At 60.1% G+C, this 20,902-nt stretch carries 18 protein-coding genes; 10 read left to right on the top strand and 8 right to left on the bottom strand.

Annotated elements, in window-relative coordinates; all coding sequences use genetic code 11:
* Nucleotides 1-373: 373 nt before the first annotated feature.
* The 6 genes from dxs to AC07VF_RS15330 form a co-directional block, all read right to left on the bottom strand.
* Nucleotides 374-2,263, bottom strand: a complete 1,890-nt coding sequence (gene dxs, locus AC07VF_RS15355) for a 1-deoxy-D-xylulose-5-phosphate synthase (RefSeq protein WP_192173794.1) — start codon at nucleotides 2,261-2,263, stop codon at nucleotides 374-376.
* 192 nt (nucleotides 2,264-2,455) lie between these two features.
* Complete coding sequence (gene ispA / locus AC07VF_RS15350) at nucleotides 2,456-3,343, bottom strand: (2E,6E)-farnesyl diphosphate synthase (protein ID WP_192173793.1); 888 nt, start codon at nucleotides 3,341-3,343, stop codon at nucleotides 2,456-2,458.
* Nucleotides 3,340-3,582, bottom strand: a complete 243-nt coding sequence (locus tag AC07VF_RS15345; RefSeq protein WP_062384761.1) for an exodeoxyribonuclease VII small subunit — start codon at nucleotides 3,580-3,582, stop codon at nucleotides 3,340-3,342. The genes ispA and AC07VF_RS15345 overlap by 4 nt, the downstream gene beginning before the upstream one ends.
* Before the next feature lie 378 nt (nucleotides 3,583-3,960).
* On the bottom strand, nucleotides 3,961-4,614 hold the full coding sequence (gene nfsB, locus AC07VF_RS15340) for an oxygen-insensitive NAD(P)H nitroreductase (RefSeq protein ID WP_192173792.1): 654 nt from the start codon (nucleotides 4,612-4,614) through the stop codon (nucleotides 3,961-3,963).
* 28 nt (nucleotides 4,615-4,642) lie between these two features.
* Nucleotides 4,643-5,830, bottom strand: a complete 1,188-nt coding sequence (locus tag AC07VF_RS15335) for an L-dopachrome tautomerase-related protein (RefSeq protein ID WP_192173791.1) — start codon at nucleotides 5,828-5,830, stop codon at nucleotides 4,643-4,645.
* Between the two features lie 56 nt (nucleotides 5,831-5,886).
* Entirely contained in the window at nucleotides 5,887-6,894 is a 1,008-nt protein-coding gene (locus tag AC07VF_RS15330) for a zinc-binding alcohol dehydrogenase family protein (protein WP_192173790.1), read from the bottom strand.
* 117 nt (nucleotides 6,895-7,011) lie between these two features.
* Between AC07VF_RS15330 and AC07VF_RS15325 the strand changes: the two genes are divergently transcribed.
* Entirely contained in the window at nucleotides 7,012-7,917 is a 906-nt protein-coding gene (locus AC07VF_RS15325; RefSeq protein ID WP_074893178.1) for a LysR family transcriptional regulator, read from the top strand.
* A gap of 294 nt (nucleotides 7,918-8,211) precedes the next feature.
* Here the strand turns inward: AC07VF_RS15325 and AC07VF_RS15320 are convergent, their stop codons facing one another.
* Together AC07VF_RS15320 and AC07VF_RS15315 are read right to left on the bottom strand one after the other, a co-directional pair.
* Nucleotides 8,212-9,996 (bottom strand): IlvD/Edd family dehydratase, encoded by a 1,785-nt coding sequence (locus AC07VF_RS15320; protein ID WP_192173789.1) that lies wholly within the window; start codon nucleotides 9,994-9,996, stop codon nucleotides 8,212-8,214.
* Between the two features lie 48 nt (nucleotides 9,997-10,044).
* Nucleotides 10,045-11,220, bottom strand: coding sequence for a fumarylacetoacetate hydrolase family protein (locus AC07VF_RS15315; RefSeq protein ID WP_192173788.1), 1,176 nt, complete (start codon nucleotides 11,218-11,220; stop codon nucleotides 10,045-10,047).
* A gap of 121 nt (nucleotides 11,221-11,341) precedes the next feature.
* On the opposite strand from AC07VF_RS15315, the gene AC07VF_RS15310 reads away from it, so the two are divergent.
* The 9 genes from AC07VF_RS15310 (at nucleotide 11,342) to AC07VF_RS15270 (ending at nucleotide 20,893) form a co-directional block, all read left to right on the top strand.
* Entirely contained in the window at nucleotides 11,342-12,283 is a 942-nt protein-coding gene (locus tag AC07VF_RS15310; protein ID WP_192173787.1) for a LysR family transcriptional regulator, read from the top strand.
* 134 nt (nucleotides 12,284-12,417) lie between these two features.
* Nucleotides 12,418-13,803 (top strand): MFS transporter, encoded by a 1,386-nt coding sequence (locus tag AC07VF_RS15305; protein ID WP_192173786.1) that lies wholly within the window; start codon nucleotides 12,418-12,420, stop codon nucleotides 13,801-13,803.
* Between the two features lie 355 nt (nucleotides 13,804-14,158).
* On the top strand, nucleotides 14,159-14,911 hold the full coding sequence (locus AC07VF_RS15300; protein ID WP_342345382.1) for a maleate cis-trans isomerase family protein: 753 nt from the start codon (nucleotides 14,159-14,161) through the stop codon (nucleotides 14,909-14,911).
* Between the two features lie 58 nt (nucleotides 14,912-14,969).
* Nucleotides 14,970-15,851 (top strand): LysR family transcriptional regulator, encoded by an 882-nt coding sequence (locus tag AC07VF_RS15295; RefSeq protein ID WP_192173785.1) that lies wholly within the window; start codon nucleotides 14,970-14,972, stop codon nucleotides 15,849-15,851.
* A 53-nt stretch (nucleotides 15,852-15,904) separates the two neighbouring features.
* Nucleotides 15,905-16,522 carry a LysE family translocator gene (locus tag AC07VF_RS15290; RefSeq protein ID WP_192173784.1) on the top strand — a complete coding sequence of 206 codons (618 nt, stop codon included), beginning with the start codon at nucleotides 15,905-15,907 and terminating at the stop codon, nucleotides 16,520-16,522.
* A 230-nt stretch (nucleotides 16,523-16,752) separates the two neighbouring features.
* A complete protein-coding gene (locus tag AC07VF_RS15285) occupies nucleotides 16,753-17,448 on the top strand; it encodes a DUF6933 domain-containing protein (protein ID WP_495009171.1) in 696 nt (231 codons plus the stop codon).
* Between the two features lie 107 nt (nucleotides 17,449-17,555).
* Nucleotides 17,556-18,608 carry an ADP-ribosylglycohydrolase family protein gene (locus AC07VF_RS15280; protein ID WP_192173782.1) on the top strand — a complete coding sequence of 351 codons (1,053 nt, stop codon included), beginning with the start codon at nucleotides 17,556-17,558 and terminating at the stop codon, nucleotides 18,606-18,608.
* A gap of 936 nt (nucleotides 18,609-19,544) precedes the next feature.
* Nucleotides 19,545-20,039 (top strand): Hcp family type VI secretion system effector, encoded by a 495-nt coding sequence (locus AC07VF_RS15275; RefSeq protein WP_192173781.1) that lies wholly within the window; start codon nucleotides 19,545-19,547, stop codon nucleotides 20,037-20,039.
* A gap of 11 nt (nucleotides 20,040-20,050) precedes the next feature.
* Complete coding sequence (locus tag AC07VF_RS15270; protein ID WP_192173780.1) at nucleotides 20,051-20,893, top strand: RNase A-like domain-containing protein; 843 nt, start codon at nucleotides 20,051-20,053, stop codon at nucleotides 20,891-20,893.
* The last annotated feature ends 9 nt before the right edge of the window (nucleotides 20,894-20,902 follow it).

Genomic DNA, 20,902 nt, shown 5'->3' with positions numbered 1-20,902 from the left:
CAATGCCAGAGATGGACCTGCTGAAAAATTAACTGTGGGAGCGAGCTTGCTCGCGAATGCTGAGTGTCAGGCGATGAAGATGTGTCGAAGGCACGAACGTCTTCGTGAGCAAGCTCACTCCCACAGGGTTCGCGTTCGTCAGCTGATTGCGGTGTACAACCACAGCAGGACAGTCTCACGCCTCCCATCGCCAGGACAATGCCAGAGATGGACCTGCTGAAAAATTAACTGTGGGAGCGAGCTTGCTCGCGAATGCTGAGTGTCAGGCGATGAGGATGTGTCGAAGGCACAAACGTTTTCGTGAGCAAGCTCACTCTCACAAGTTTGCGGAATGACCCGGTCGCTCGGCCATCCCGCTTACGCCTGTAACTGTCTACATCTTCAGCAGGCGCTGGTTGATCGACGCTTCGATCCCGGCAGCATCCAGCCCGCACTCCGCCAGCATCTGCGCGGGTTTGGCGTGTTCGACGTACACATCCGGCAGGCCCAGATGCAGCACCGACTTGAGAATGTTCTCTCGCGCCAGGAACTCGCTGACCGCCGCACCGGCACCGCCCATGATGGCGTTTTCTTCGACGGTCACGAGCAAGTCGTGGCTGCCGGCCATTTCGCGCACCAGTGCCTCGTCCAGCGGTTTGACGAAACGCATGTCGACCACGGTCGCGTCGAGCTTTTCCGCCACGATCAGCGCTTCGGTCAACTGCACGCCAAACACCAGCATCGCGACTTTGCTGCCTTGACGACGAACCACGCCTTTGCCGATTTCCAGCGGTTCGAGACTGCTCTCGATCACGGCATTGGGGCCGTTGCCGCGTGGGTAACGCACGGCGGCGGGGCCTTTGAACAGGTGACCGGTGGTGAGCATCTTGCGCAGTTCGTTTTCATCGCTCGGCGTCATGACCAGCATGCCGGGGATGCAACGCAGGTACGACAGATCAAAACTGCCGGCATGGGTCGGGCCGTCTTCGCCCACCAGACCGGCGCGGTCGATGGCGAACAGCACGTCCAGATTCTGCACCGCGACGTCATGAATCAGCTGGTCGTAACCACGCTGCAGGAACGTCGAGTAAATCGCCACGACCGGCTTGGCGCCTTCGCAGGCCATGCCCGCTGCCAGCGTCACCGCGTGCTGCTCGGCGATGGCAACGTCGAAATAGCGCTCCGGGAAACGTTCACTGAACGCAACCAGATCCGAGCCTTCTTTCATGGCAGGCGTGATGCCCACCAGACGCTCGTCCGCTTCGGCCATGTCGCACAGCCACTGGCCGAACACGCCGGAATACTTGGGACCGCCGGCTTTCTTGGGCACGACCGGTGCGTTGAGTGGATCAAGCTTGGTGATCGCGTGATAACCGATCGGGTCGACCTCGGCCGGTGCGAAGCCTTTGCCTTTCTTGGTGACCACGTGCAGGAACTGCGGACCCTTGAGGTCGCGCATGTTGCGCAGGGTGGCGATCAGGATAGGCAGGTCGTGACCATCGATCGGGCCGATGTAGTTCCAGCCGAGTTCTTCGAACAGCGTGCCGGGCACCAGCATGCCTTTGGCGTATTCCTCGGTACGACGGGCGATTTCCCACGCGCCGGGCAGACGCGACAGCACTTTCTTGCTGCCTTCGCGCATGCTCGTGTACGTGCGGCTTGAGAGAATTTTCGCCAGATAATTCGACAGCCCGCCGACGTTGCGCGAGATCGACATGTCGTTGTCGTTGAGGATTACCAGCATGTCGGCGCTGACTTCGGGCGCGTGGTTCAGCGCCTCGAAGGCCATGCCGGCAGTGAGTGCGCCGTCGCCGATCACGGCAATGGACTTGCGCTCACTGCCTTGCAGCCGGGAGGCGATCGCCATGCCCAGCGCGGCGCTGATGGAGGTGCTGGAGTGACCGACGCCAAAGGTGTCGTATTCGCTCTCGCTGCGACGCGGGAATGCCGCCACGCCGCCTTTCTGGCGCAGGGTCGACATCTGCTCGCGACGACCCGTGAGGATCTTGTGCGGGTACGCCTGATGACCGACGTCCCAGACCAGCCGGTCGTCGGGGGTATCGAAGACGTAGTGCAAGGCCACGGTCAGTTCGATGACGCCGAGGCCGGCGCCGAAGTGGCCGCCGGTCTGGCCAACGGTGTAGAGCAGCTCCAGGCGCAGTTCATCAGCCAGGGCTTCAAGCTCTGCTTCACCTAAGCGGCGCAGGCCGTCCGGCGTCGCTGCCTTGTCGAGCAGCGGCGTGGACGGGCGCTCGCGGGGAATCTCTTTGAACGTCGTGGGCATCAGGCGAATCGTTATAAGTAAAAGAGGCGGCAGTTTACCTGATGCATTACCGGCTGCGCACGATGTGCAGCAACGCGATGTTCAGGAGAAACGATTGCCGGCGAAATGGGGCAGCGGCAGCAAGGCCGCTCACGCCCGATAAGTCCTATGACCTGCGCTTGGTTGCGGGGTTCGACTCGTTGCGGGCTTCGACTAGTTGCGGCGTTCGACGATATAACGCGCCAACGCGCGCAAGGGCTCCGCAGCCTCATCGAACGGTCGCAGCGCCACAAGGGCCTGATCGCGCAATTCAAGTGCGTAATGTTTGGCTTCTTCCAGACCCAGCAGCGCGGGGTAGGTCGGCTTGTCCCGGGCAATATCGGCGCCCTGGCGTTTGCCCAGCGTGGCGGTATCGCTTTCGACGTCCAGAATGTCGTCCTGGACCTGAAAAGCCAGACCGATGGCGCGGGCGTAAATCTGCAGCGAATCGAGTTGAACCTGGGTTGCGTTGCCGCTGGCCAGAGCGCCAAGCCTGACGCTGGCTTCGATCAGTGCGCCGGTCTTGTGCCGGTGCATGAATTCCAGCGCTTTCTGGTCGAGCTTGAGCCCGACCGAGCCGAGATCGATGGCCTGTCCGCCGACCATGCCGGCAGGGCCGGATGCACGGGCAAGGGTGGCGACCATTTTCAGTCGGGTGTCAGCGTTCTGCGGGGTGAGTGGGTTATCGCTCAGCACGCTGAAAGCAAGGGTCTGCAGACCGTCGCCGGCGAGAATCGCGCAGGCTTCGTCAAAGGCTTTGTGGGTGGTGGGCAGGCCGCGACGTAAATCGTCGTCGTCCATGGCTGGCAGGTCGTCGTGCACCAGCGAGTACGCATGGATCAGCTCGACGGCGCAGGCCGCGCCGTTAGCGTGCTCGGCGTTGCCGCCCAAGGCTTCGCAGGCGGCGTAAACCAGCAGCGGGCGCACGCGCTTGCCGCCATTGGTGACGCTGTAGCGCATGGCGGCGTAAAGGCGGGTCAATTCAGGGGCGGGCGCATCGAACAGCGTCTCCAGCGCCGCATTGACGCGAGCCTGGCTGAGTGCCTGATACGCCGCGATCATTCCGGCTGTTCCGCGTCAAATGGCTCTTCGGCCAATTCGCCGTCGCGTTCCAGCAAGACCTGCACTTTCTGCTCGGCCTGGGCCAGCGCGCTCTGGCACTCGCGGGTCAGGCGGATGCCTTGCTCGAAGGCGGTCAGTGAGTCTTCCAGCGACAGCTCACCGTTCTCCAGACGCTCGACGAGCGTTTGCAAATCCGTGAGGGACTGTTCGAAATCCAGTGCAGCTTTCTTGCGGGCCATGGCGGCTATCCCGGTAGACGTTAAACCGGCGCGACACTAGCAGAGCGCACGCATCGGGGCAAATGAGAAGGGGGTGCAGGTGACGGCTGCTGCCCCTGAGTCAGGCCGCAGGGCTAATGTGGGAGTCGAGCTTGCTCGCGAATAGGCCGGGACAGTCGCTAAACCTTCAGCGGCTGTCATGCCGTCTTCGCGAGCAAGCTCCGCTCCCACACGTTCATAATCTGCGGCCAACACTCGCGAGGCAGATGCAATTCTCGTGGGAGCGAGCTTGCTCGCGAATAGGCCGGGACATCCGATAAATCTTCAGCGGCTGAACGACCGTCTTCGTCCGGATGCGGCCCAGAGCAAGCTCACTCCTACCGGTGGGTGCGGCAAGGGTTAAAGGAAGGTAAACACCGTCTCGGCCGGCAGGCGCGATTTCGGCAGTTTGGCGTTGAAATCGCTGTCGCTGCGGTAGCCCAGGCTGACCACGACCAGGCTGGTGAAACCCTTGTCGCGCAGGCCCAATCCTTCGTCGAGCTTCTTGAAATCGAAGCCTTCCATCGGTGTCGCGTCCAGGCCCAACGATGCAGCGCCCAGCAGCAAGGTGCCCAGCGCCAGGTAGGTTTGCTTTTCCATCCAGTGCTGCACGTCCTTCTGATCGTATTTGTGCATGTTCACGTAACCGCGACGGGTTTTGTCCTGACCGGCTTTGGCCTCGTCATTGGCAAAACGTCCGTCAGCCGCCTCCTGGGCCAGCACGGCTTGCAGGTGCGATTCCGGCATTTCAGTGCAAGTGCAGAGCACGATCACATGGGAGGCGTTGAGCATCTTCGCTTCGTTATAGGCAAAACTACCCTCCGCCGACTTGGCCACGCGCGCTTTGCCCTGCTCATCGGAGGCGACGATGAAGTGCCATGGCTGCGAGTTCACCGATGACGGGCTGTGACGCAGTTGCTCCAGCAACTCGTGGATCGTCTCCTGCGGGATCTTGCGTGAGGCGTCGTAGGCTTTCGTGGTGTAGCGCGATTTTGCCAGTGCGGTCAGTTGCATGATGAATCTCCGAAATTGGAAAACGGAATCAGCGGGTCGGTGCAGGCGCGGCGTCGATCTTCACCCGCAGCAGGCTGTAGGGTTTTTCGCGCAGATCCCTGCCATCGTGGAAACCGGCCTGGCGCTGCAGCTGGTTGGCGGTGAAATACAGGTAGCCATCCGGCCCGACCGACAAGGTGTCCGGCCACAGCACGCGAGGGTCGTGAACGATGGTCTGCCAACTGCCGTCGGCCAGGCGTTTGCGGATGCCGTTGTGTTCGTAGTCGCCGGCGTAGACCGCGCCGTTGGCATCGGCTTCCAGACCGTCCGACGCGCCTTTTTCGCCGAGATCTTTGACCGCAGCGTTCAGTTGCGCCTCGCTCACACTTGCATCACGCAGCATCCCGGTAGGCACTGCATACAGGTGGCGACTGGAAAGCGCGCTGAAATACAGTGTCTTGCCGTCAGGGGACAGGGCGATGCCATCAGACGCAACGGCCATGGTTTTTGGCTTGCCGTCTGGGCCTTTGCTGACCAGTGCGGTTTGGCCTTCGACGACCGGTTTGAAGTCAGAATCGGCCGAAGTGGATTTTGCGCCGCTCAAGCGACGGGTCGCCTTGCCGCTGGCGATGTCCATGACAATGATCGCGCCAGGCCCGGAGACCGACGAATCCGTCACGTAAACCGTGCCTTCCTTGCCGCTGCGGAAATCAAAGCGCATGTCATTGACGTAGGTGCTCGGCAGGATGACGTTTGCCGGGAAGACCAGGGTTTTGACCACCTTGTTACTGGCCAGATCAACCGCCACCAGCTTGGCGCCGCCGGCTTTTGGCGCGGCGAAATTCGGTGCGGCGGTGTCCAGTAACCAGACGCGGCCCTGACCGTCGGCGACCACGCTCTGCACACTGATCAGCCCTGTGGCCGGGTTTTTGGGGTCTTCCTTGTTGATGGCGGCATCGGGGTAGGCGACGACTTTGCCGTCACGAATCTCACCCACGGTAAACGGCACGTCGTCGCCCCAGTGCGGGAAGTTGACGAAGATGCGCCCGGTTTCTGTCACGGTCACGCCGGTGGGCATGGCGTCGTGGAAGGTGAACACCTGCTCCAGCTGACCGATGGTTTTTTCCGCCGGTGCATTGGCGGGTAGCGCGGTGGTTGCGATCGTGGCGGCGATGCCGGTCTGGCTGATCAAAGCGACTGAGAGTGCCAGCGCCGACACCATCATGTTCTGTCTCATGGACACAAACGACTCCCGGCCTGCCGCAGCAGGCCATTCAAATAATGGAAACAGGTTCAGAAACCTTCGAGAACGATCTTGCCCTTGGCCTTGCCGCTTTCGATCACGGCGTGGGCGCGGCGCAGGTTTTCAGCATTGATTGCGCCGAAGTGCTCACCGAGGGTGGTCTTCAGTACGCCTTGGTCGATCAGATCGGCGACGCGATTGAGCAGTTCATGTTGGGCGATCATGTCCGGCGTTTCGTACAGCGAGCGGGTGAACATCAGTTCCCAGTGCAGCGACAGGGCCTTGCGTTTCATCGGCACGACGTCCAGGGATTTCGGGTCATCGATCAGCGCCAACTGGCCTTGTGGTTTGAGGGCCTCGATCAGCTGCGTGAAGTACGAATCGGTGTGGGTCAGGCTGGCGACATGGCTCACCTGGCCGACGCCGATCTGGTTCAGCTGCTCGACCAGCGGCTGGCTGTGATCGATGACGTGGTGGGCGCCCAGGCTTTCGACCCACTCGCGGGTTTCCGGACGGGACGCCGTGCCGATCACGGTCAGCTTGGTCAGTTGGCGGGCCAGTTGCACCAGAATCGAACCGACGCCGCCACCGGCACCGACGATCAGCAGACTGTCACCTTCGCCGCCGCCTTCTTCAACGCCCAGACGGTCAAACAGCAATTCCCAGGCGGTGATCGAGGTCAGCGGCAGCGCGGCGGCGTGGGCGTTGTCGAGTGTCTTGGGTTTGTGCCCGACGATGCGCTCATCCACAAGGTGGAATTCGCTGTAGCTGCCAGGGCGGGCGATGGAACCGGCGTAGAACACTTCGTCCCCGGCTTTGAATAGCGTGACGTCGCTGCCTGTTTCGCGAACAACCCCGACGGCGTCCCAGCCGACCACTTTGGGTTCCGTAGCGGCAGAGCCGGCGCGGATTTTTGTGTCCACCGGGTTCACCGAAATCGCTTTGACTTCGACCAGCAAATCCCGAGGGCCGGGCGTTGGCGTGGGCAGGTCCATGTCGAGCAGCGCATTGGGGTCTTCGATGGGCAGACCGTGTTGGGTGAAGGCGACGGCTTTCATGGCGATCTCTCTAAATGGGATGACAGAGGCGTATTGAAACGTTGGACCCATCTTGTTCTTGTTCGTCAGGCAGAAAAACCTGCAGAATCCGGCAACACTTTCACCGCTGGAGTGAAAATGATCCGCATCGACGACCTGACTCTGTTCGTTCGCACTGCCGCGCTGGGCAGCTTCTCCAATGCCGCGCGTGAGGTGGATCTGTTGCCGGGGCAAGTCGCGGCGGCCATCAAGCGCCTCGAACGCGAGCTGGATATTCGCCTGTTTGCCCGCTCGACGCGCAGCTTGCGTCTCACCGCTGAAGGCGAGCAGTACCTGCCGACCGCCCAGACGGTGCTCGATGCGTTACGGGATGGCCGGGAAAAGCTGCAGCGGGAAAGCGCTGAGCTGCAAGGCACGCTGCAGGTGGCGGCGCCGTCGGATCTGGGGCGAAACATGCTGCTGCCCTGGCTGACGGATTTTCGCAGCCAGCACCCGGCGCTGAATCTGCGCCTGTTTATCTCCGATCAAGTGGCCGATCTGTTTCGTGATCCGGTGGACGTCGCCATTCGCTACGGCGTGATCGAAGACGCGAACTACATTGCGTTGGCGCTGGCGCCATGGAATCGCCGGGTGCTGGTGGCATCGCCGGAGTACCTGGCGCGCAAGGGCCGTCCGATGGTGTCTGATGATTTGCTGCGCCATGAGTGCTTGCTGTTCACGCTGGCGGGGCGGGTGTACGACAAATGGCGGCTGGGCGGGCGAGTGTTTTCGGTGTCAGGCCCGTTGCTCACCGATGATGCTGATCTGGTGAGGCGCTGGGCGGTGGCGGGGCAGGGTGTGGCGTACAAGTCGTGGCTGGATGTCTGCGAGGACGTGCACGCCGGGCGGCTGGAGCTGTTGCTGCCGGATTACCCGGGCGAACCGACCCCGCTGAATCTGGTTTGCCCGCACCGCAAACAGTTTTCCCCGGCGGTGCAGCAGTTGCATTCGCTGTTGAAAAACCGCTTTGCGGGAATGGAGAAGGGGTTGCCGGCATTGTTGTGAGTATGAGTTGTGATCGTTCCCACGCTCCGCGTGGTAATGCCGCCCCTGACGCTCTGCGTCATCTGACGGCGGACGCGGAGCGTCCAGAATGCATTCCCACGCAGAGCGTGGGAACGATCAAGGTCTGTAGTGGATCCTGCGGTGCGCCACCAACTTGAGCGAACGCAAAATATGTGGGAGTGAGCTTGCTCACGAAGACGGGATTTCAACCGCTGAAGATTTGGTGGATGTACGGACGCCTTCGGGAGCAAGCTCCCTCCCACAAGTTATATGCCAGGCGATACATCTGCGGCGTTAATGGGAATGCCGTGGCTCTCCGCTTCGTGCGATGACCCGCAAATGCAAGGTCGCTGGCTCCAGACATCCGCCGGTGGACAACTGCCCCACCAACTGCCGATACAGCTCCTGCCACGGGGTTTGCGAGGCCGGCATCTTCGGTTCGAACAGCGCGCGGCGTTCGGCCATTTCCTCGTCGCTGACCAGCACATTAACGCTGCGGTTGTTCAGATCCACCCGCAGCCGGTCGTTGGTTTTCAGCAACGCAAGGCCACCGCCCACCGCCGCTTCGGGCGACATATTGAGGATCGAGGGACTGGCCGAGGTCCCGCTCTGCCGGCCATCGCCCAGGCACGGCAGCGAATCGATGCCCTGCTTGATCAGCGCAGACGGCGGCGCCATGTTCACCACTTCGGCGCTGCCGGGATAACCGACCGTACCTGCGCCACGGATCACCAGAATGCAGCGCTCGTCGATTTCCAGCGAAGGGTCGTTGATACGCGCGTGGTAGTCCTCCGGGCCCTCGAACACGATCGCTCGCGCCTCGAAGCTGTTCTCCGCGCCCGGCTCGGACAGATAGGTCTTGCGGAAGGCCTCGCCGACCACCGACATCTTCATGATCGCGCTGTCGAAAAAATTGCCGCTCAGCACGATAAAACCGGCGCGGTGTTTGAGCGGGTCTTCGTACGGACGGATCACGTCAGCGTCGTGGGCGACGGCGTTGCGCACGATGTCACCAATGGTTTTGCCGGAGACCGTGCCGCATTCTCCGTGCAGCTTGCCGGCCTTCTGCAGCTCGTGCATCACCGCTGGCACGCCGCCTGCGCGGTGAAAGCCTTCCCCCAGATACTTCCCGGCCGGCATGCAATTGACCAGCAACGGCACGTCTTCGCCGATGCGCTGCCAGTCGTCGAGGCTCAACTCGACGCCCATGTGCCGGGCGATGGCGATCAAGTGAGGCGGGCAGTTACTCGAAGCCCCCAGTGCTGAGGCCACCGCGATCGCGTTTTCAAACGCCTCGCGGGTCATGATCTGCGAGGGGCGCACGTCTTCGCGGACCAGATCGCAGATCCTCTTGCCGGTCATGTAGGCCATCTGCCCGCGTTCGCGGTACGCCGCCGGAATACTCGCGCAACCCGGCAGCGACATGCCCAGCGCCTCGGCCAGCGCGTTCATCGAAAGCGCGGTGCCCATGGTGTTGCAGTGGCCGACCGACGGCGACGCGGCGGTGGTCATTTCCATGAAGCCTTCGTAGTTGATCTCACCGGCCGACAGCAGATTGCGCGCATGCCAGAGCACCGTGCCGGAGCCGATCAGCTCGCCCTTGTGCCGACCGTCAAGCATCGGCCCGCCGGACAACACGATGGCCGGCAGGTCGGTGGTCGCCGCTGCCATCAGGCAGGCCGGGGTGGTTTTGTCGCAGCCGGTGGTGAGGACGACGCCATCCAGCGGGTAGCCGTGAAGAATTTCCACCAGCCCGAGGTACGCCAGGTTTCGGTCCAGGGCAGCGGTCGGACGGCGGGTCTGCTCGGCCATCGGGTGGACCGGAAACTCCATCGGAATCCCGCCTGCATCACGAATCCCGGCCTTGACCCGCTGGGCGAGTTCCAGGTGATGACGGTTGCAGGGCGCCAGATCAGAACCCGTCTGAGCGATGCCGATGATCGGTCGGCCCGATTGCAGCTCCTCGCGGGTCAGGCCGTAGTTCATGTAGCGCTCGACGTACAGCGCCGTCATGTCGGCGTGTTCCGGATCATCGAACCATTGCTGGCTGCGAAGGGGGCGTTTCGGCGTGTCGGACATGGTTCGGGTCTCTCTTGGAATTAGGTGTGCTGCGTAAGGTGTTCAGCGCTACAACAAACCGCGCACGGCGAGATTGCGTATCAACGCGCCGACGCCGAACGTCCACGGCGCCGCGTCACTGCTATGGGTCACCTCATTGTGCAGGCCGCCGAACAGGCTGCTGCTGATACTGACCTGATCGCCCAGCTTGTGGGTGAAACCGCCACCGGCATGGTCGCGGTCGGCGGTCGGGGCGAAGAGGGTGCCGAGAAACAGCAGGAAGCCGTCCGGGTATTGATGGTTGGCGTTGAGCGCCTGGCCGGCGATGTCGGCCGGATCGCGGCTGATCTGCGACATCGAGCTTGAGCCTTTCATCACGTAACCGTCATCGCCTTTTACCTGCAGGTCGACGACGCAGTTGCGCACGTCATCGAGGGAGAAGGTTTCGTCGAACAGCCGAATGAACGGGCCGATCGAGCACGAGGCGTTGTTGTCCTTGGCCTTGCTCAACAGCAGCGCGCTGCGGCCTTCGAAGTCGCGCAAGTTGACGTCATTGCCCAGGGTTGCGCCGTGGATCTGCCCGCGACTGTTCACCGCCAGCACCACTTCCGGCTCGGGGTTGTTCCACTCCGATTTCGGATGAATACCCACTTGGCTGCCGCTGCCCACCGCCGCCAGCACGGGCGCTTTGGTGAAAATCTCGGCGTCCGGCCCGATGCCGACTTCAAGGTACTGCGACCACATGCCTTGCTCGATCAGCAGCGCCTTGAGTGTGCTCGCCTGTTCGGAGCCGGGCTTGATGTTGCGCAGGTTGTCGCCGATGGCGTTCTGCACGATCGCGCGCACGCTCTCCGCCTTGGCCGGATCGCCTGCCGCCTGTTCTTCGATCACCCGCTCGATCATGCTTGCGGCGAAGGTCACCCCTGCGGCCTTGATCACTTGCAGGTCCGCTGGCGCCAGCAGGTACGGTTTGTTGGGATCAGGCGTCGCGGTCGAATTCGCCAGCAGTTCTTCGAGGCTGGCGACACGTGTGCCCTGGGCTTCACGCACGGCGGCCAAAGGGGATTCCAGCTCCAGCAACTCACTTAACGTGGCGAAGCTCGACGAAAGATCAAACACCCCGTCGTTGCGCAGCACCACAGGCGATGGGCCGCTGACGTGTCCGGGCACCCACGCGCGACCGATCAACGTGCCATTGAGGCCGTCGGCGGGGAGGGTGTTTTCGGGAATGAGCTGGATGGGCATGGTGAAGTCCTCAACGCTTTTTATGATTTACGAACGACCCTAATCAGCACCGGCGATAAACTCCAATGACATCTGCTCAGTAATCGATAACACTGGGTTATCGCTCATCGAGGCATTCCTCATGTCAGACATTTCCTTTTCCACGGTCTGTAACTGGCTCAAGTTCAAGCATCTGGTGCTCATCGAAACCCTGGCGCGCACCCGCAACATGCACGCGGCGGCGCAGCACATGAACCTCAGCCAGCCGGCGGTGAGCAAAATGCTGCGGGAGATCGAACGGCTGCTGGGCTTTGATGTGTTCGAGCGCCTGCCGCGCAACATGCCGCCCACCGCCCTCGGCGAACATGTGGTGCGCTACGCACAGATCGCCCTGAATGACGCGAGCAAGTTCGTTGACCAAATCAGCAGCCTGCGCGAGGGCGGGCATGGCTTTCTGAAGGTGGGGGCGATCTTCGCGGCGACTGCGGTGGTGCTGCCGGAAGCTATCGTGCAGTTGAAACAGCGTTGGCCGCTGCTGTCGATCGAAGTGGTGGAGCAGACCAGCGACCACCTGATGGAAATGCTCGACGACAAGAAGCTCGACCTCGCGGTGGCGCGTTACACCAATGAAAACCAGCAGCAGGTGTACGACTTTCAGGCGTTGGCGCCGGAGCCGTTCTGCATGGTCGTCAACAGTCGCCATCCGCTGACCGAACTGGCACAGACGCCGCTGCAGGCGCTCGGAAACTGGCCATGGATTCTGTACCCGCTGGGCACGCCGATTCGCGCACGGATGGAGCAGGCGTTCGCCAAAGCTGGAATTCCCGTGCCGAAGAACACCATCGATACCATCTCGATGCAGACCTTTCTGCAAGTGCTGCAGGCAGGGCCGATGATCGCCATGTTGCCGGCTTCCATGGCGCAGCCGCATCTGGATTCCGGCCTGCTGAAAGTGCTGAACACGCCGCTGAAACTAGCGCCCCAGGATTACGGAATCCTCACCCGCCGAGGTGAGCCGTTGCTCGGGGCGGCGTCAGAATTTGCCGAAATTCTGCTGGCGAATGCGCAGCTGGCGCGTCAGTAAGCGATAACGCAGCGTTATCAATCAATGGAAACAAGTCATTATCCTAATCAACGCCGCTGTCAGTAACATCGCTCCGTGTTTCGACCCTCACATAACAACAATACAGGCGCCTCCGAGTGCCTGGAGGTCCCACCATGGAAACCGTTTCCCAGCGCCTGCCCGAGTCCTCGGGTCCCGGGCACGCCAGCTTTGAAGACCGCACCTACCGCAAAGTCATTCTGCGCATCCTTCCCGTCCTGCTCTTGTGTTACATGGCGGCGTATCTGGACCGCGTGAACATCGGCTTCGCCAAGCTGGACATGCTCAACGATCTGCAATTCAGCAACACCATCTATGCCCTCGGCGCGAGCATGTTCTTCTGGGGCTATTTCCTCTTCGAAGTCCCCAGCAACCTGTTGCTGCATCGCTTCGGCGCGCGGTTCTGGATCGCCCGGATCATGCTCACCTGGGCCATCGTATCCATGGCCGTCGCGTTTACCGTGCCGCTGGCGAAGTTTTTCCACATTGAGTCGGAAACCATGTTCTACGTGCTGCGCTTTCTGCTCGGCATCTGTGAAGCAGGCTTCTTTCCCGGCGTCATCCTTTACCTCAACTACTGGTTTCCTACCCGTCGGCAAAGCCGGGTGATGGCCGGTTTCCTCATGGCGATGCCGATCAGTCTGACGCTGGGCGGTGTGATTTCCGGCTGGTTGATGACCCGTATGCAGGGCGTCAACGGCATGGCCGGCTGGCAGTGGCTGCTGATCATCGAAGGCCTGCCTTCGGTGGTAATGGCCTTTGTGGTGCTGGCGTTCATGGCCAATAACATCGATGCGGCCAAATGGCTGTCGCCCCAGGAAAAGGCCATGCTCAAGGCCAACCTGGAGACCGACAGCAAAGGCAAGGCGACCAGTCTGCGCGAGGTGTTTTTCAACGGACGCGTGTGGCTGCTGGTGCTGATCCTGCTGACGTTTAATACCGGCTTCTACGGGCTGGCGTTCTGGATGCCGTCGATCATCAAAAGCGCCGGTGTTTCCAACCCGATGGACATTGGCCTGCTGACGGCCATTCCGTATGGCATCGCGGTGATCGCCATGACTCTCAACGCGCGGCACTCCAACAAGACCGGCGAGCGCCGCTGGCACGCCGCAATTCCGGCCATCATCGGCGGCATCGGCTTGATCCTCAGCGCCTACTTCGCCAGCAACGTGGTGCTGTCGATCATCTTCCTGAGCGTGTCCGCCTCCGGCGTGCTGAGCCTGATGCCGATCTACTGGACCCTGCCGGGCACCGTGCTGTCCGGCGTCGCGGCTGCTGCGGGAATCGGCATGATCAACGCCATCGGCAACCTGTCGGGCTTCACCGGCTCGATGATCACCGCCGTGGCAGAGAACCTGACGGGCAACATCAACAACGGCACCTACGTGCTGGGCGCCTGCTTGTTCATCAGCGCCGGACTGATTCTGTCCATCCCGCGGGCAATGTTGGGCAATCACAAGGCCGAAGCGCCTGCGCGGGGCGAGGTGCTTTCTCACGCGTAATCGGGATAGAGCGGACACACGCTTTTCCCTTTGGGAGATTCCCGGCGTCCAGACGTTCCACACTTTCGCGTAGTAACACGGTCCCTGTGGGAGTGAGCTTGCTCACGAAGACGGTATTTCAGTCGCCGAAGATTCAGCGGATGTTTCTGCCTCTTCGTCCGGATGTGGCCCAGACCAAGCTCGCTCCCACATGAACGGGTGCCAGCACTAATATCGTGCCCCGGTCATCCCTATCTTTTTGCCTGCCATCGCCAGCCGCGATGGCAGGCTCGCCATTGCCTGATATACGCAGCTCACCGTCACTCCTAGCATCGGTCGCACATGACCTCGCCGTCGGCGAAATGGAGAAGACCCTGTGAGAAACTTCCGGATTGGCCAGATCGTCCCCAGCTCAAACACCACCATGGAAACCGAGATCCCGGCGATGCTCACGTCGCGGTATTCCCTGTTTCCGGACGAGCGCTTCACTTTCCATTCCTCCCGCATGCGCATGATGAAAGTCAGCCCCGAAGAGCTGAAAAAGATGGACGTCGACAGCGACCGCTGCGCTCTGGAATTGAGCGATGCCCGGGTCGATGTCATGGCGTACGCCTGCCTGGTGGCAATCATGTGCCAGGGCGCCGGTTACCATAAAGTGTCGCAGGATCGTCTGAGTAAAACCGTTGCCAGCAATGCTTCCGACGCACCCGTGCTCAGCTCGGCCGGGGCGTTGATCGACAGCCTGCTTATGCTCGACTACAAGAAAATATCCATCATCACGCCCTACATGAAGCCACTCACCCAACAGGTCATCGACTACATCGAAGCGGCCGGCATCGAAGTGGTGGATGCCATCAGCCTGGAAGTCTCCGACAACCTTCAAGTCGGGCGCCTCGACCCAATGGATCTGGTTTCCCACGCCGACCGGCTCAACATCGGGCAAGCTGATGGAGTGGTGCTGTCGTGTTGCGTGCAGATGCCATCGCTGCCCGCCATCCAGGTCGTACAGGATCGGCTGGATAAGCCGGTTCTATCTGCGTCCGTGGCGACTGTCTATCAGATGCTCAAAACCCTCGGCCTCAAAGCGCAGGTTCCGAACGCCGGCCATCTGTTGTCGGGCGCGTTCTGAGGCGATGTCTGACGGGGTACTATGGCGGCCACTCAGGCCAGCACGCCCGGTACCCCACATGAAACTCGACCCTGTCTCGCTGCGCCTCTTCGTCAGCGTCGTTGAAGAAGGCACCATTGCTGCTGCCGCCAAGCGCGAACACATTGCGGCGGCGGCCGTCAGCAAGCGGCTCAGCGAACTGGAAGAGCTGCTCGATTCCCGGCTGCTCAACCGCACCAACAAAGGCATCACGCCGACCGACGCGGGGCTGTCGCTGTTGTTCATGGCCCGTAGCGCGCTGAACAACCTCAACGACATCGTCCTGCAGATGCGCGACTACTCCAACGGCACGCGCGGCTCGGTGCACGTGCTCGCCAACATCTCCGCGATCACCCAATTCCTGCCCGGCTTGATCAAATCGTTCATGGCGCTTTACCCGCTGATCAACATCAGCCTCGAAGAGCAGCAAAGCCTGGCGATCACCAAAGCCGTCGCCGAAAACCGCGCCGAGATCGGCATCTTCACGCGCCTGCCCCATGGCGCCGACATCGAAGTCTTCCCGTTCCGCACCGACCGCCTGGTGTTGATCGTGCCCAACGACCACCCGCTGGCAGGCCGCGAGTCAGTGCGCTTCAGCGACACCCTCGACCACGAATACGTCGCCCTGCGCAGCGGCACCCACCTGAATTTCCAGCTGATCAAAGCCGCCAACGACCTCGGCCGCTCCCTGAGAATCCGCATGGAAGTCGCCAGCTATGACGCCCTGAGCCTGATGGTTCAGGCAGGCGTGGGCATCGGCATCATGCCCGAAGGCAGCGTAGGGATTTACCGAATGGAGGGAGCGAAAGTGGTTCAGCTGGAAGAGGGATGGGCCAGTCGCGAACTCAACGTTTGCGTGAGGTCGCGGGCGGGGTTGTCGGTGGCGGGGGCGTTGTTTTTGAGGCATGTGTTGGCGGGGTGAGGTTGATCGCCGGTATTCTCGCCCCTACACACCTTAAGACAAGGAACGTTCACATGGTTAATTGGCCCGCCGTAACAGCTGTCTTCTCGGTCTACTGCGCTGGCGTGATCATCCCCGGCCCTAACTTCGTGGCTGTCGCGCACAAAGCGGTTTCTGCGACAACGGCTCACGCACTGATGCTGGTGGCGGGCATCGTGGTGGTGAATCTGTTCTGGGCGACGTGCGCCATCCTGGGCATTGGCGCAGTGTTTTCGCTGTTGCCGTGGCTGGCGTTCGTCGTCAAATGCCTCGGCGCGGGCTACCTCGTCTGGTTCGGCATGCGCCTGATATTCGCCTCCGGTAAACCTCCCGCCCTCAACGCCCGGGCCGGCGAGATGCCCAGCCTGCGAAGCGCCTTCAAACAGGGCGTCGCAACCAACATCGCCAACCCCAAGTCAGTCGCGTTTTACGCCGCGATCTTTTCCGCTGCCGCACCCAGCCATGTCGAGTTTGAAACCTTCGCGGCGATGCTGGCGATGGTCGGCCTCGTGTCGTCTGCCTGGTATGCACTGATCGCGACCGCGCTGTCACGGCCTCGGATTGCCGGGGCGTATGCCAGCAAGAAGAAGGCGATTGATCGGGTGTGCGGGGCGGTAATTGTGATGCTTGGGGTTAGGCAGATGAGTCGATGAAGACAAGCTGTTCTGGGTTTTACTCCCCCGTATTGGGATTTCTAACGCCATCCCGGCTAGAGCCTGGCCCACTGAATGCACGCGGTCAGTTAGTAGGACCGGCTTTAGCCGGGAAGGGGCCTGTCCAGACACCGAAAAGCTACCGGCAGCCGATTCGTCTTTTCCGCGTGTTGGCGCCTCGAGGTCAGCGTCGGTATCCTCGACCATCGCCGAATGGACCCTCCATCCCCATGCTGATCTTTGATTGCACCCAAGACGCCTGTGATTTCTTCTCCAAGAAAGTGAAGGGCGAAATCATCAGCGCTGTGCAGCCCTCCGCCGCTGCCCAATCGCTGGAACCGGACAGCGCAGCCCACGATCGAGTGGATCGCTGGCAACTGCACGTCACCAAATTCGGCAGGACTCATGTCCTGCTCGCCATGAAAGTCGACACGCGCTACGCGATGATGTTTGTGGGCCTGAAACGCAACGACGTGCAGGGTTTTCTGCAGCAGTTCAGCGCTCGATACATTCTTGGAGTGCTTGTGTTGGCGGGTAATGTTCTCGGGCAAATTCCGCCTCAGTCTGAGCTCCAGCGACACGTTGATCTGTTGGAAGAAAGCCTCCAGTCTGTGCATTTCTTCAAGCGTAGCGATCGGAGTGTTCAAGCCCACATCAATGATGTGCTCTACATGGCTGCATACGATGCCTACGAAGGAAAAGGGCTGCCAGTTGAGGCGCCGAGTCTCATCGCCTTCGGTGAGGTGCCCAACGGTATGCTCCGATCAATCAGGGGCGGGGATTACTTCATTCCGGCCGAGCTGGAGCTGAAGCAGGCTTGTCCGAGGTTCGGAATGGTGATGACCGAGGTGGAGATTGCGGATGGGTATAAGAGGTGGAGGTCGCGTCGGCGTGAGCAAGATCCGGAACCTGAATTTGAGGATTAAAAAATAGAGGATCAGGACTTCGCGTGCAGAAAGCGCCTATGTTGAGCCACTTGAAAGAACGCTCGAATTGCTCCAAACCATGATGCAGCCAGTGTAGGGAAGCGCAGATGAACAGACTTGAACGGATCAAAGGCTGCCTGCTCGGCGGCGCGGTGGGCGATGCGCTGGGTGCGCCGGTCGAATTTCTCAAATGGAACGCCATCCACGCGACGTTCGGTGCGCGTGGCATCGTCGATTTCGTCCCCGCTTACGGTCGACTTGGCGCCATCACCGACGACACGCAAATGGTGCTCTTCACCGCTGAAGGTCTGTTGCGCGCCTATGTGCGCGGCATCTCCCGCGGTATTTGCAACGTACCCGGCGTCATCCACCATGCGTTGCTGCGCTGGCTGATAACCCAGGACTACTCGCCGGCCACTGACGTCAGCCTGGACGGCTGGCTGGTGCATGAACGCGAGTTGTGGTCCCGCCGCGCGCCCGGCCTCACCTGTCTAAGCGCATTGAAGGCCAGTACGGAATTTGGCTCTTTCGCCCAAAACGACAGCAAAGGCTGCGGCGCCGTCATGCGCGTCGCGCCGTGCGCGTTCTTCCCCAACGCGTTCGACAACGCCGCCGAATCCGGCCGTCTGACCCACGGTCACCCAACGGGCTACATGGCAGGCGGTCTTTTCGCCGACATCCTCCAGCGCATCGTCGACCGCCAGGACAGCCTCGAAGAGGCCGTCGCTAAAAGCCTGTCCGAGCACGGCCAGAAACCCGGTATGGAAGAAACACGTGCCCTGGTCGAGCGCGTGCTGTTCTTTAGCTACGAAGGCCACCGCCCAACCCCCGAGCGGATCGAGGAATTGGGCGGCGGATGGATCGCGGAAGAAGCCTTGGCGATTGGCATCTGGTGCGCACTGACTGCAACATCGTTCGAAGACGGCGTGATCAATGCCGTGAATCATAGCGGCGACAGTGACAGCACCGGGCTGATTGCCGGGCATCTGCTGGGTATTGAGCACGGCGTAGAAGCGATTCCGGATCGATGGCTTGCGCCGCTTGAATTGCGTGAAGTGATTGAAGCGGTGGCGGAGGATATCGAGCGGGTGCCGAGGGTGTTTACGGGATATGGCGGGGAGTTTGATGATGAGATTTGGAAGCGGTATCCGGGGGGGTGAAACTGTGTGGGGCAGCTTCTAGCGCGTCATGAGCGTTGCTTTGCGGTCATGGATGCGATCCTGATCCCTGGGATATACATTTAAAGGCAAAGGCGCTGTGGTGAGCGCCCTTTTCGTGGCGTCAGTGAAAACATGTGTGAATAACGCGTCGCTAAATTTTGGTTTCAGCGACACGTTTTGCTCTCGTGTCGCTGGCGGCGACATGTGCGCACAATGTTGTTTCTGAAATTGATCTTTGGCGACGTGTTAGCTCAACCCAGCGCACAGTGAAAAGTGTTTGGGTACGCTGGCACAAGGAATCCCGTCTCCAGGGCTTCGATAAGAGCATTACGGCGAGCTTCTAGCTCGTCATCCACGGTTATCATGTTGATTTTTTCGATGACCTGGAACGATGCGCCAACTTCGTTGGCGTTGGATGGCTGCAGACGGTCCCGCTTTCGCAAGCCGTGCGCGAGGTAGAATTCTTTGGTAATCAGAACACGATCTACCGTCCAAGTGCTCCGAAGTGGCGTTGGACGGTAGAACGGTTAAGAGTGTTTTTTCAAGATTTGAATGATGTTCACGCAACGGCACCGCTGATAGGCGGAACTGTGTCGCACGCCTGCGGCTCACGCGATATCGCTCCCAAGCGATGGCATTGACGCTGAAATCTCGATGCCCTCGTACCTGGCATTTTCACTCTGGCGAACGACTAAGAAATACTTAGCAGTTGCCTGCCTCGCTGGCTTTTCATTAATTAGCGCTGGCCTTCAGTCGAGATGCGAAATTTAGGTTGTATTAGGATTTAGGAAGCATCTGTATTGGTGTTTTTTGATATGAGGATGGAATTGATAAATTGTTGTCTGCATCACACCTTCTGTGCAGTCAATGGGGTGCAATCAATGTGATTCATCAGCTAGCATTGTTTTTCATTTGAAAAAAAGCAGGGAGCTAACAATGTCGTTTGACGCATTTATGCAAGTGGACGGGGTAGAAGGTGAGTCGTTGGATGCTGACCATAAGGGTTGGATCGAGCTGCTCTCTTATCATTACGACGCAATCCAGTCGATCAGTCAGTCAGCGAGTTCCAACGGCGGGGCATCCGCAGGCGGTGTGGCGCTGGGCGATCTCCAGATCAGCAAATATATAGATCGAGCGACGCCCAAGCTCTTCGAGCTGTGCTGCCGAGGCTCGCACATCAAGACGGTCACGATTCGCATCCATCGTTCTGGTGGTGAAAAATTCAAGTACATGGACATCGTGCTTGAGGAAGTCTTGATCGCGACCGTCAGCGGACAGGGCGCCGATCAAGGTGGTTTTCCTGTGGAAATCATTAGCCTTAACTATGGCCGTATCAAGTTCGAATACTCCCAACAGCGTCGCGCTGATGGCGGTAGCGCAGGTATTGTGTCCGGAGGTTGGGACAGAACCGCCAACAAACCATTCGCGTAAGGAAACGCAACATGGCAGACGATGGAGAGTTTTGCGTGGCGCTGAGCTTTGCTCAGATGGCTGCGATCTTGACGCAAGAGTCGCTCACACCTGCGGAGATAATGTCAAACCGTATCTTCGGGAGTCTCCGCCTAGTTGGCGGTATCGTAGAGCTGGCAGGTTCAGGGGTTCTCTGCGCCGTGCCCGAACCAACGATGATTACTAAAATCGGATGTGTAGCAATGGGTGTGCATGCTTCCGACCAGCTTTCCGCAGGGGCAACACAGCTCCTTACAGGCAAAGAGACTGACTCTTTTGCTTTCAAAGCCGGCTCATCTGCCGCTGAAGCGCTCGGCACGTCTAAATCGGCTGGCCAGGTTATCGGTCTTGCAACTGAGTTTGCCGTTCCGCTTTCAACCGCTTCGCTTTACAACGCGTTCAGAGTGTCGTCTGTGCGAGCAGGTCGGATCTCAGTCGTCACAAGCGAAAAAATACCAAATGTCCCTAAGAACTTGGGCGGGGGGCACGCGCGGCGCAAGCATGTAGACAAGGACATTGGTTACCTAGTAACAAGATTCGCGTCGAAGAAGGTCGACGTGTCATCCACGTTCTACAACCTGGAGATCGCGGAGTGGGCCGTAAGTCGTGCACTTCAAAAAAACAGGCTTAAGATCTTGATGTATTCGAAAGCTAAATTTTTGCTGAGACACAAGCAATACACTTTTGATACGAGTCTGGAAAACGCCGTAGGCTGGGGCATCACAAGGTGGGATCAATCCAAGACGATCACGATGTCAAAGATCACCATAACCATTAAATATTCAGAATATAACCATATGCCTTACTATATCGTCACTGCATTTCCATCCTTGTGAGGTGACACG

It is taken from the genome of Pseudomonas sp. GW821-FHT02H06, assembly GCF_059421525.1.
The sequence above is the reverse complement of the archived record's forward strand: the minus strand, read 5'-3'. Positions and strand labels throughout refer to the sequence as shown.

Bases quoted from the DNA above. Each gene is read 5' to 3' on its own strand.
- dxs (WP_192173794.1), bottom strand. From the start codon at position 2,263: ATGCCCACGACGTTCAAAGAGATTCCCCGCGAGCGCCCGTCCACGCCG.
- ispA (WP_192173793.1), bottom strand. From the start codon at position 3,343: ATGATCGCGGCGTATCAGGCACTCAGCCAGGCTCGCGTCAATGCGGCG.
- AC07VF_RS15345 (WP_062384761.1), bottom strand. From the start codon at position 3,582: ATGGCCCGCAAGAAAGCTGCACTGGATTTCGAACAGTCCCTCACGGAT.
- nfsB (WP_192173792.1), bottom strand. From the start codon at position 4,614: ATGCAACTGACCGCACTGGCAAAATCGCGCTACACCACGAAAGCCTAC.
- AC07VF_RS15335 (WP_192173791.1), bottom strand. From the start codon at position 5,830: ATGAGACAGAACATGATGGTGTCGGCGCTGGCACTCTCAGTCGCTTTG.
- AC07VF_RS15330 (WP_192173790.1), bottom strand. From the start codon at position 6,894: ATGAAAGCCGTCGCCTTCACCCAACACGGTCTGCCCATCGAAGACCCC.
- AC07VF_RS15325 (WP_074893178.1), top strand. From the start codon at position 7,012: ATGATCCGCATCGACGACCTGACTCTGTTCGTTCGCACTGCCGCGCTG.
- AC07VF_RS15320 (WP_192173789.1), bottom strand. From the start codon at position 9,996: ATGTCCGACACGCCGAAACGCCCCCTTCGCAGCCAGCAATGGTTCGAT.
- AC07VF_RS15315 (WP_192173788.1), bottom strand. From the start codon at position 11,220: ATGCCCATCCAGCTCATTCCCGAAAACACCCTCCCCGCCGACGGCCTC.
- AC07VF_RS15310 (WP_192173787.1), top strand. From the start codon at position 11,342: ATGTCAGACATTTCCTTTTCCACGGTCTGTAACTGGCTCAAGTTCAAG.
- AC07VF_RS15305 (WP_192173786.1), top strand. From the start codon at position 12,418: ATGGAAACCGTTTCCCAGCGCCTGCCCGAGTCCTCGGGTCCCGGGCAC.
- AC07VF_RS15295 (WP_192173785.1), top strand. From the start codon at position 14,970: ATGAAACTCGACCCTGTCTCGCTGCGCCTCTTCGTCAGCGTCGTTGAA.
- AC07VF_RS15290 (WP_192173784.1), top strand. From the start codon at position 15,905: ATGGTTAATTGGCCCGCCGTAACAGCTGTCTTCTCGGTCTACTGCGCT.
- AC07VF_RS15285 (WP_495009171.1), top strand. From the start codon at position 16,753: ATGCTGATCTTTGATTGCACCCAAGACGCCTGTGATTTCTTCTCCAAG.
- AC07VF_RS15280 (WP_192173782.1), top strand. From the start codon at position 17,556: ATGAACAGACTTGAACGGATCAAAGGCTGCCTGCTCGGCGGCGCGGTG.
- AC07VF_RS15275 (WP_192173781.1), top strand. From the start codon at position 19,545: ATGTCGTTTGACGCATTTATGCAAGTGGACGGGGTAGAAGGTGAGTCG.
- AC07VF_RS15270 (WP_192173780.1), top strand. From the start codon at position 20,051: ATGGCAGACGATGGAGAGTTTTGCGTGGCGCTGAGCTTTGCTCAGATG.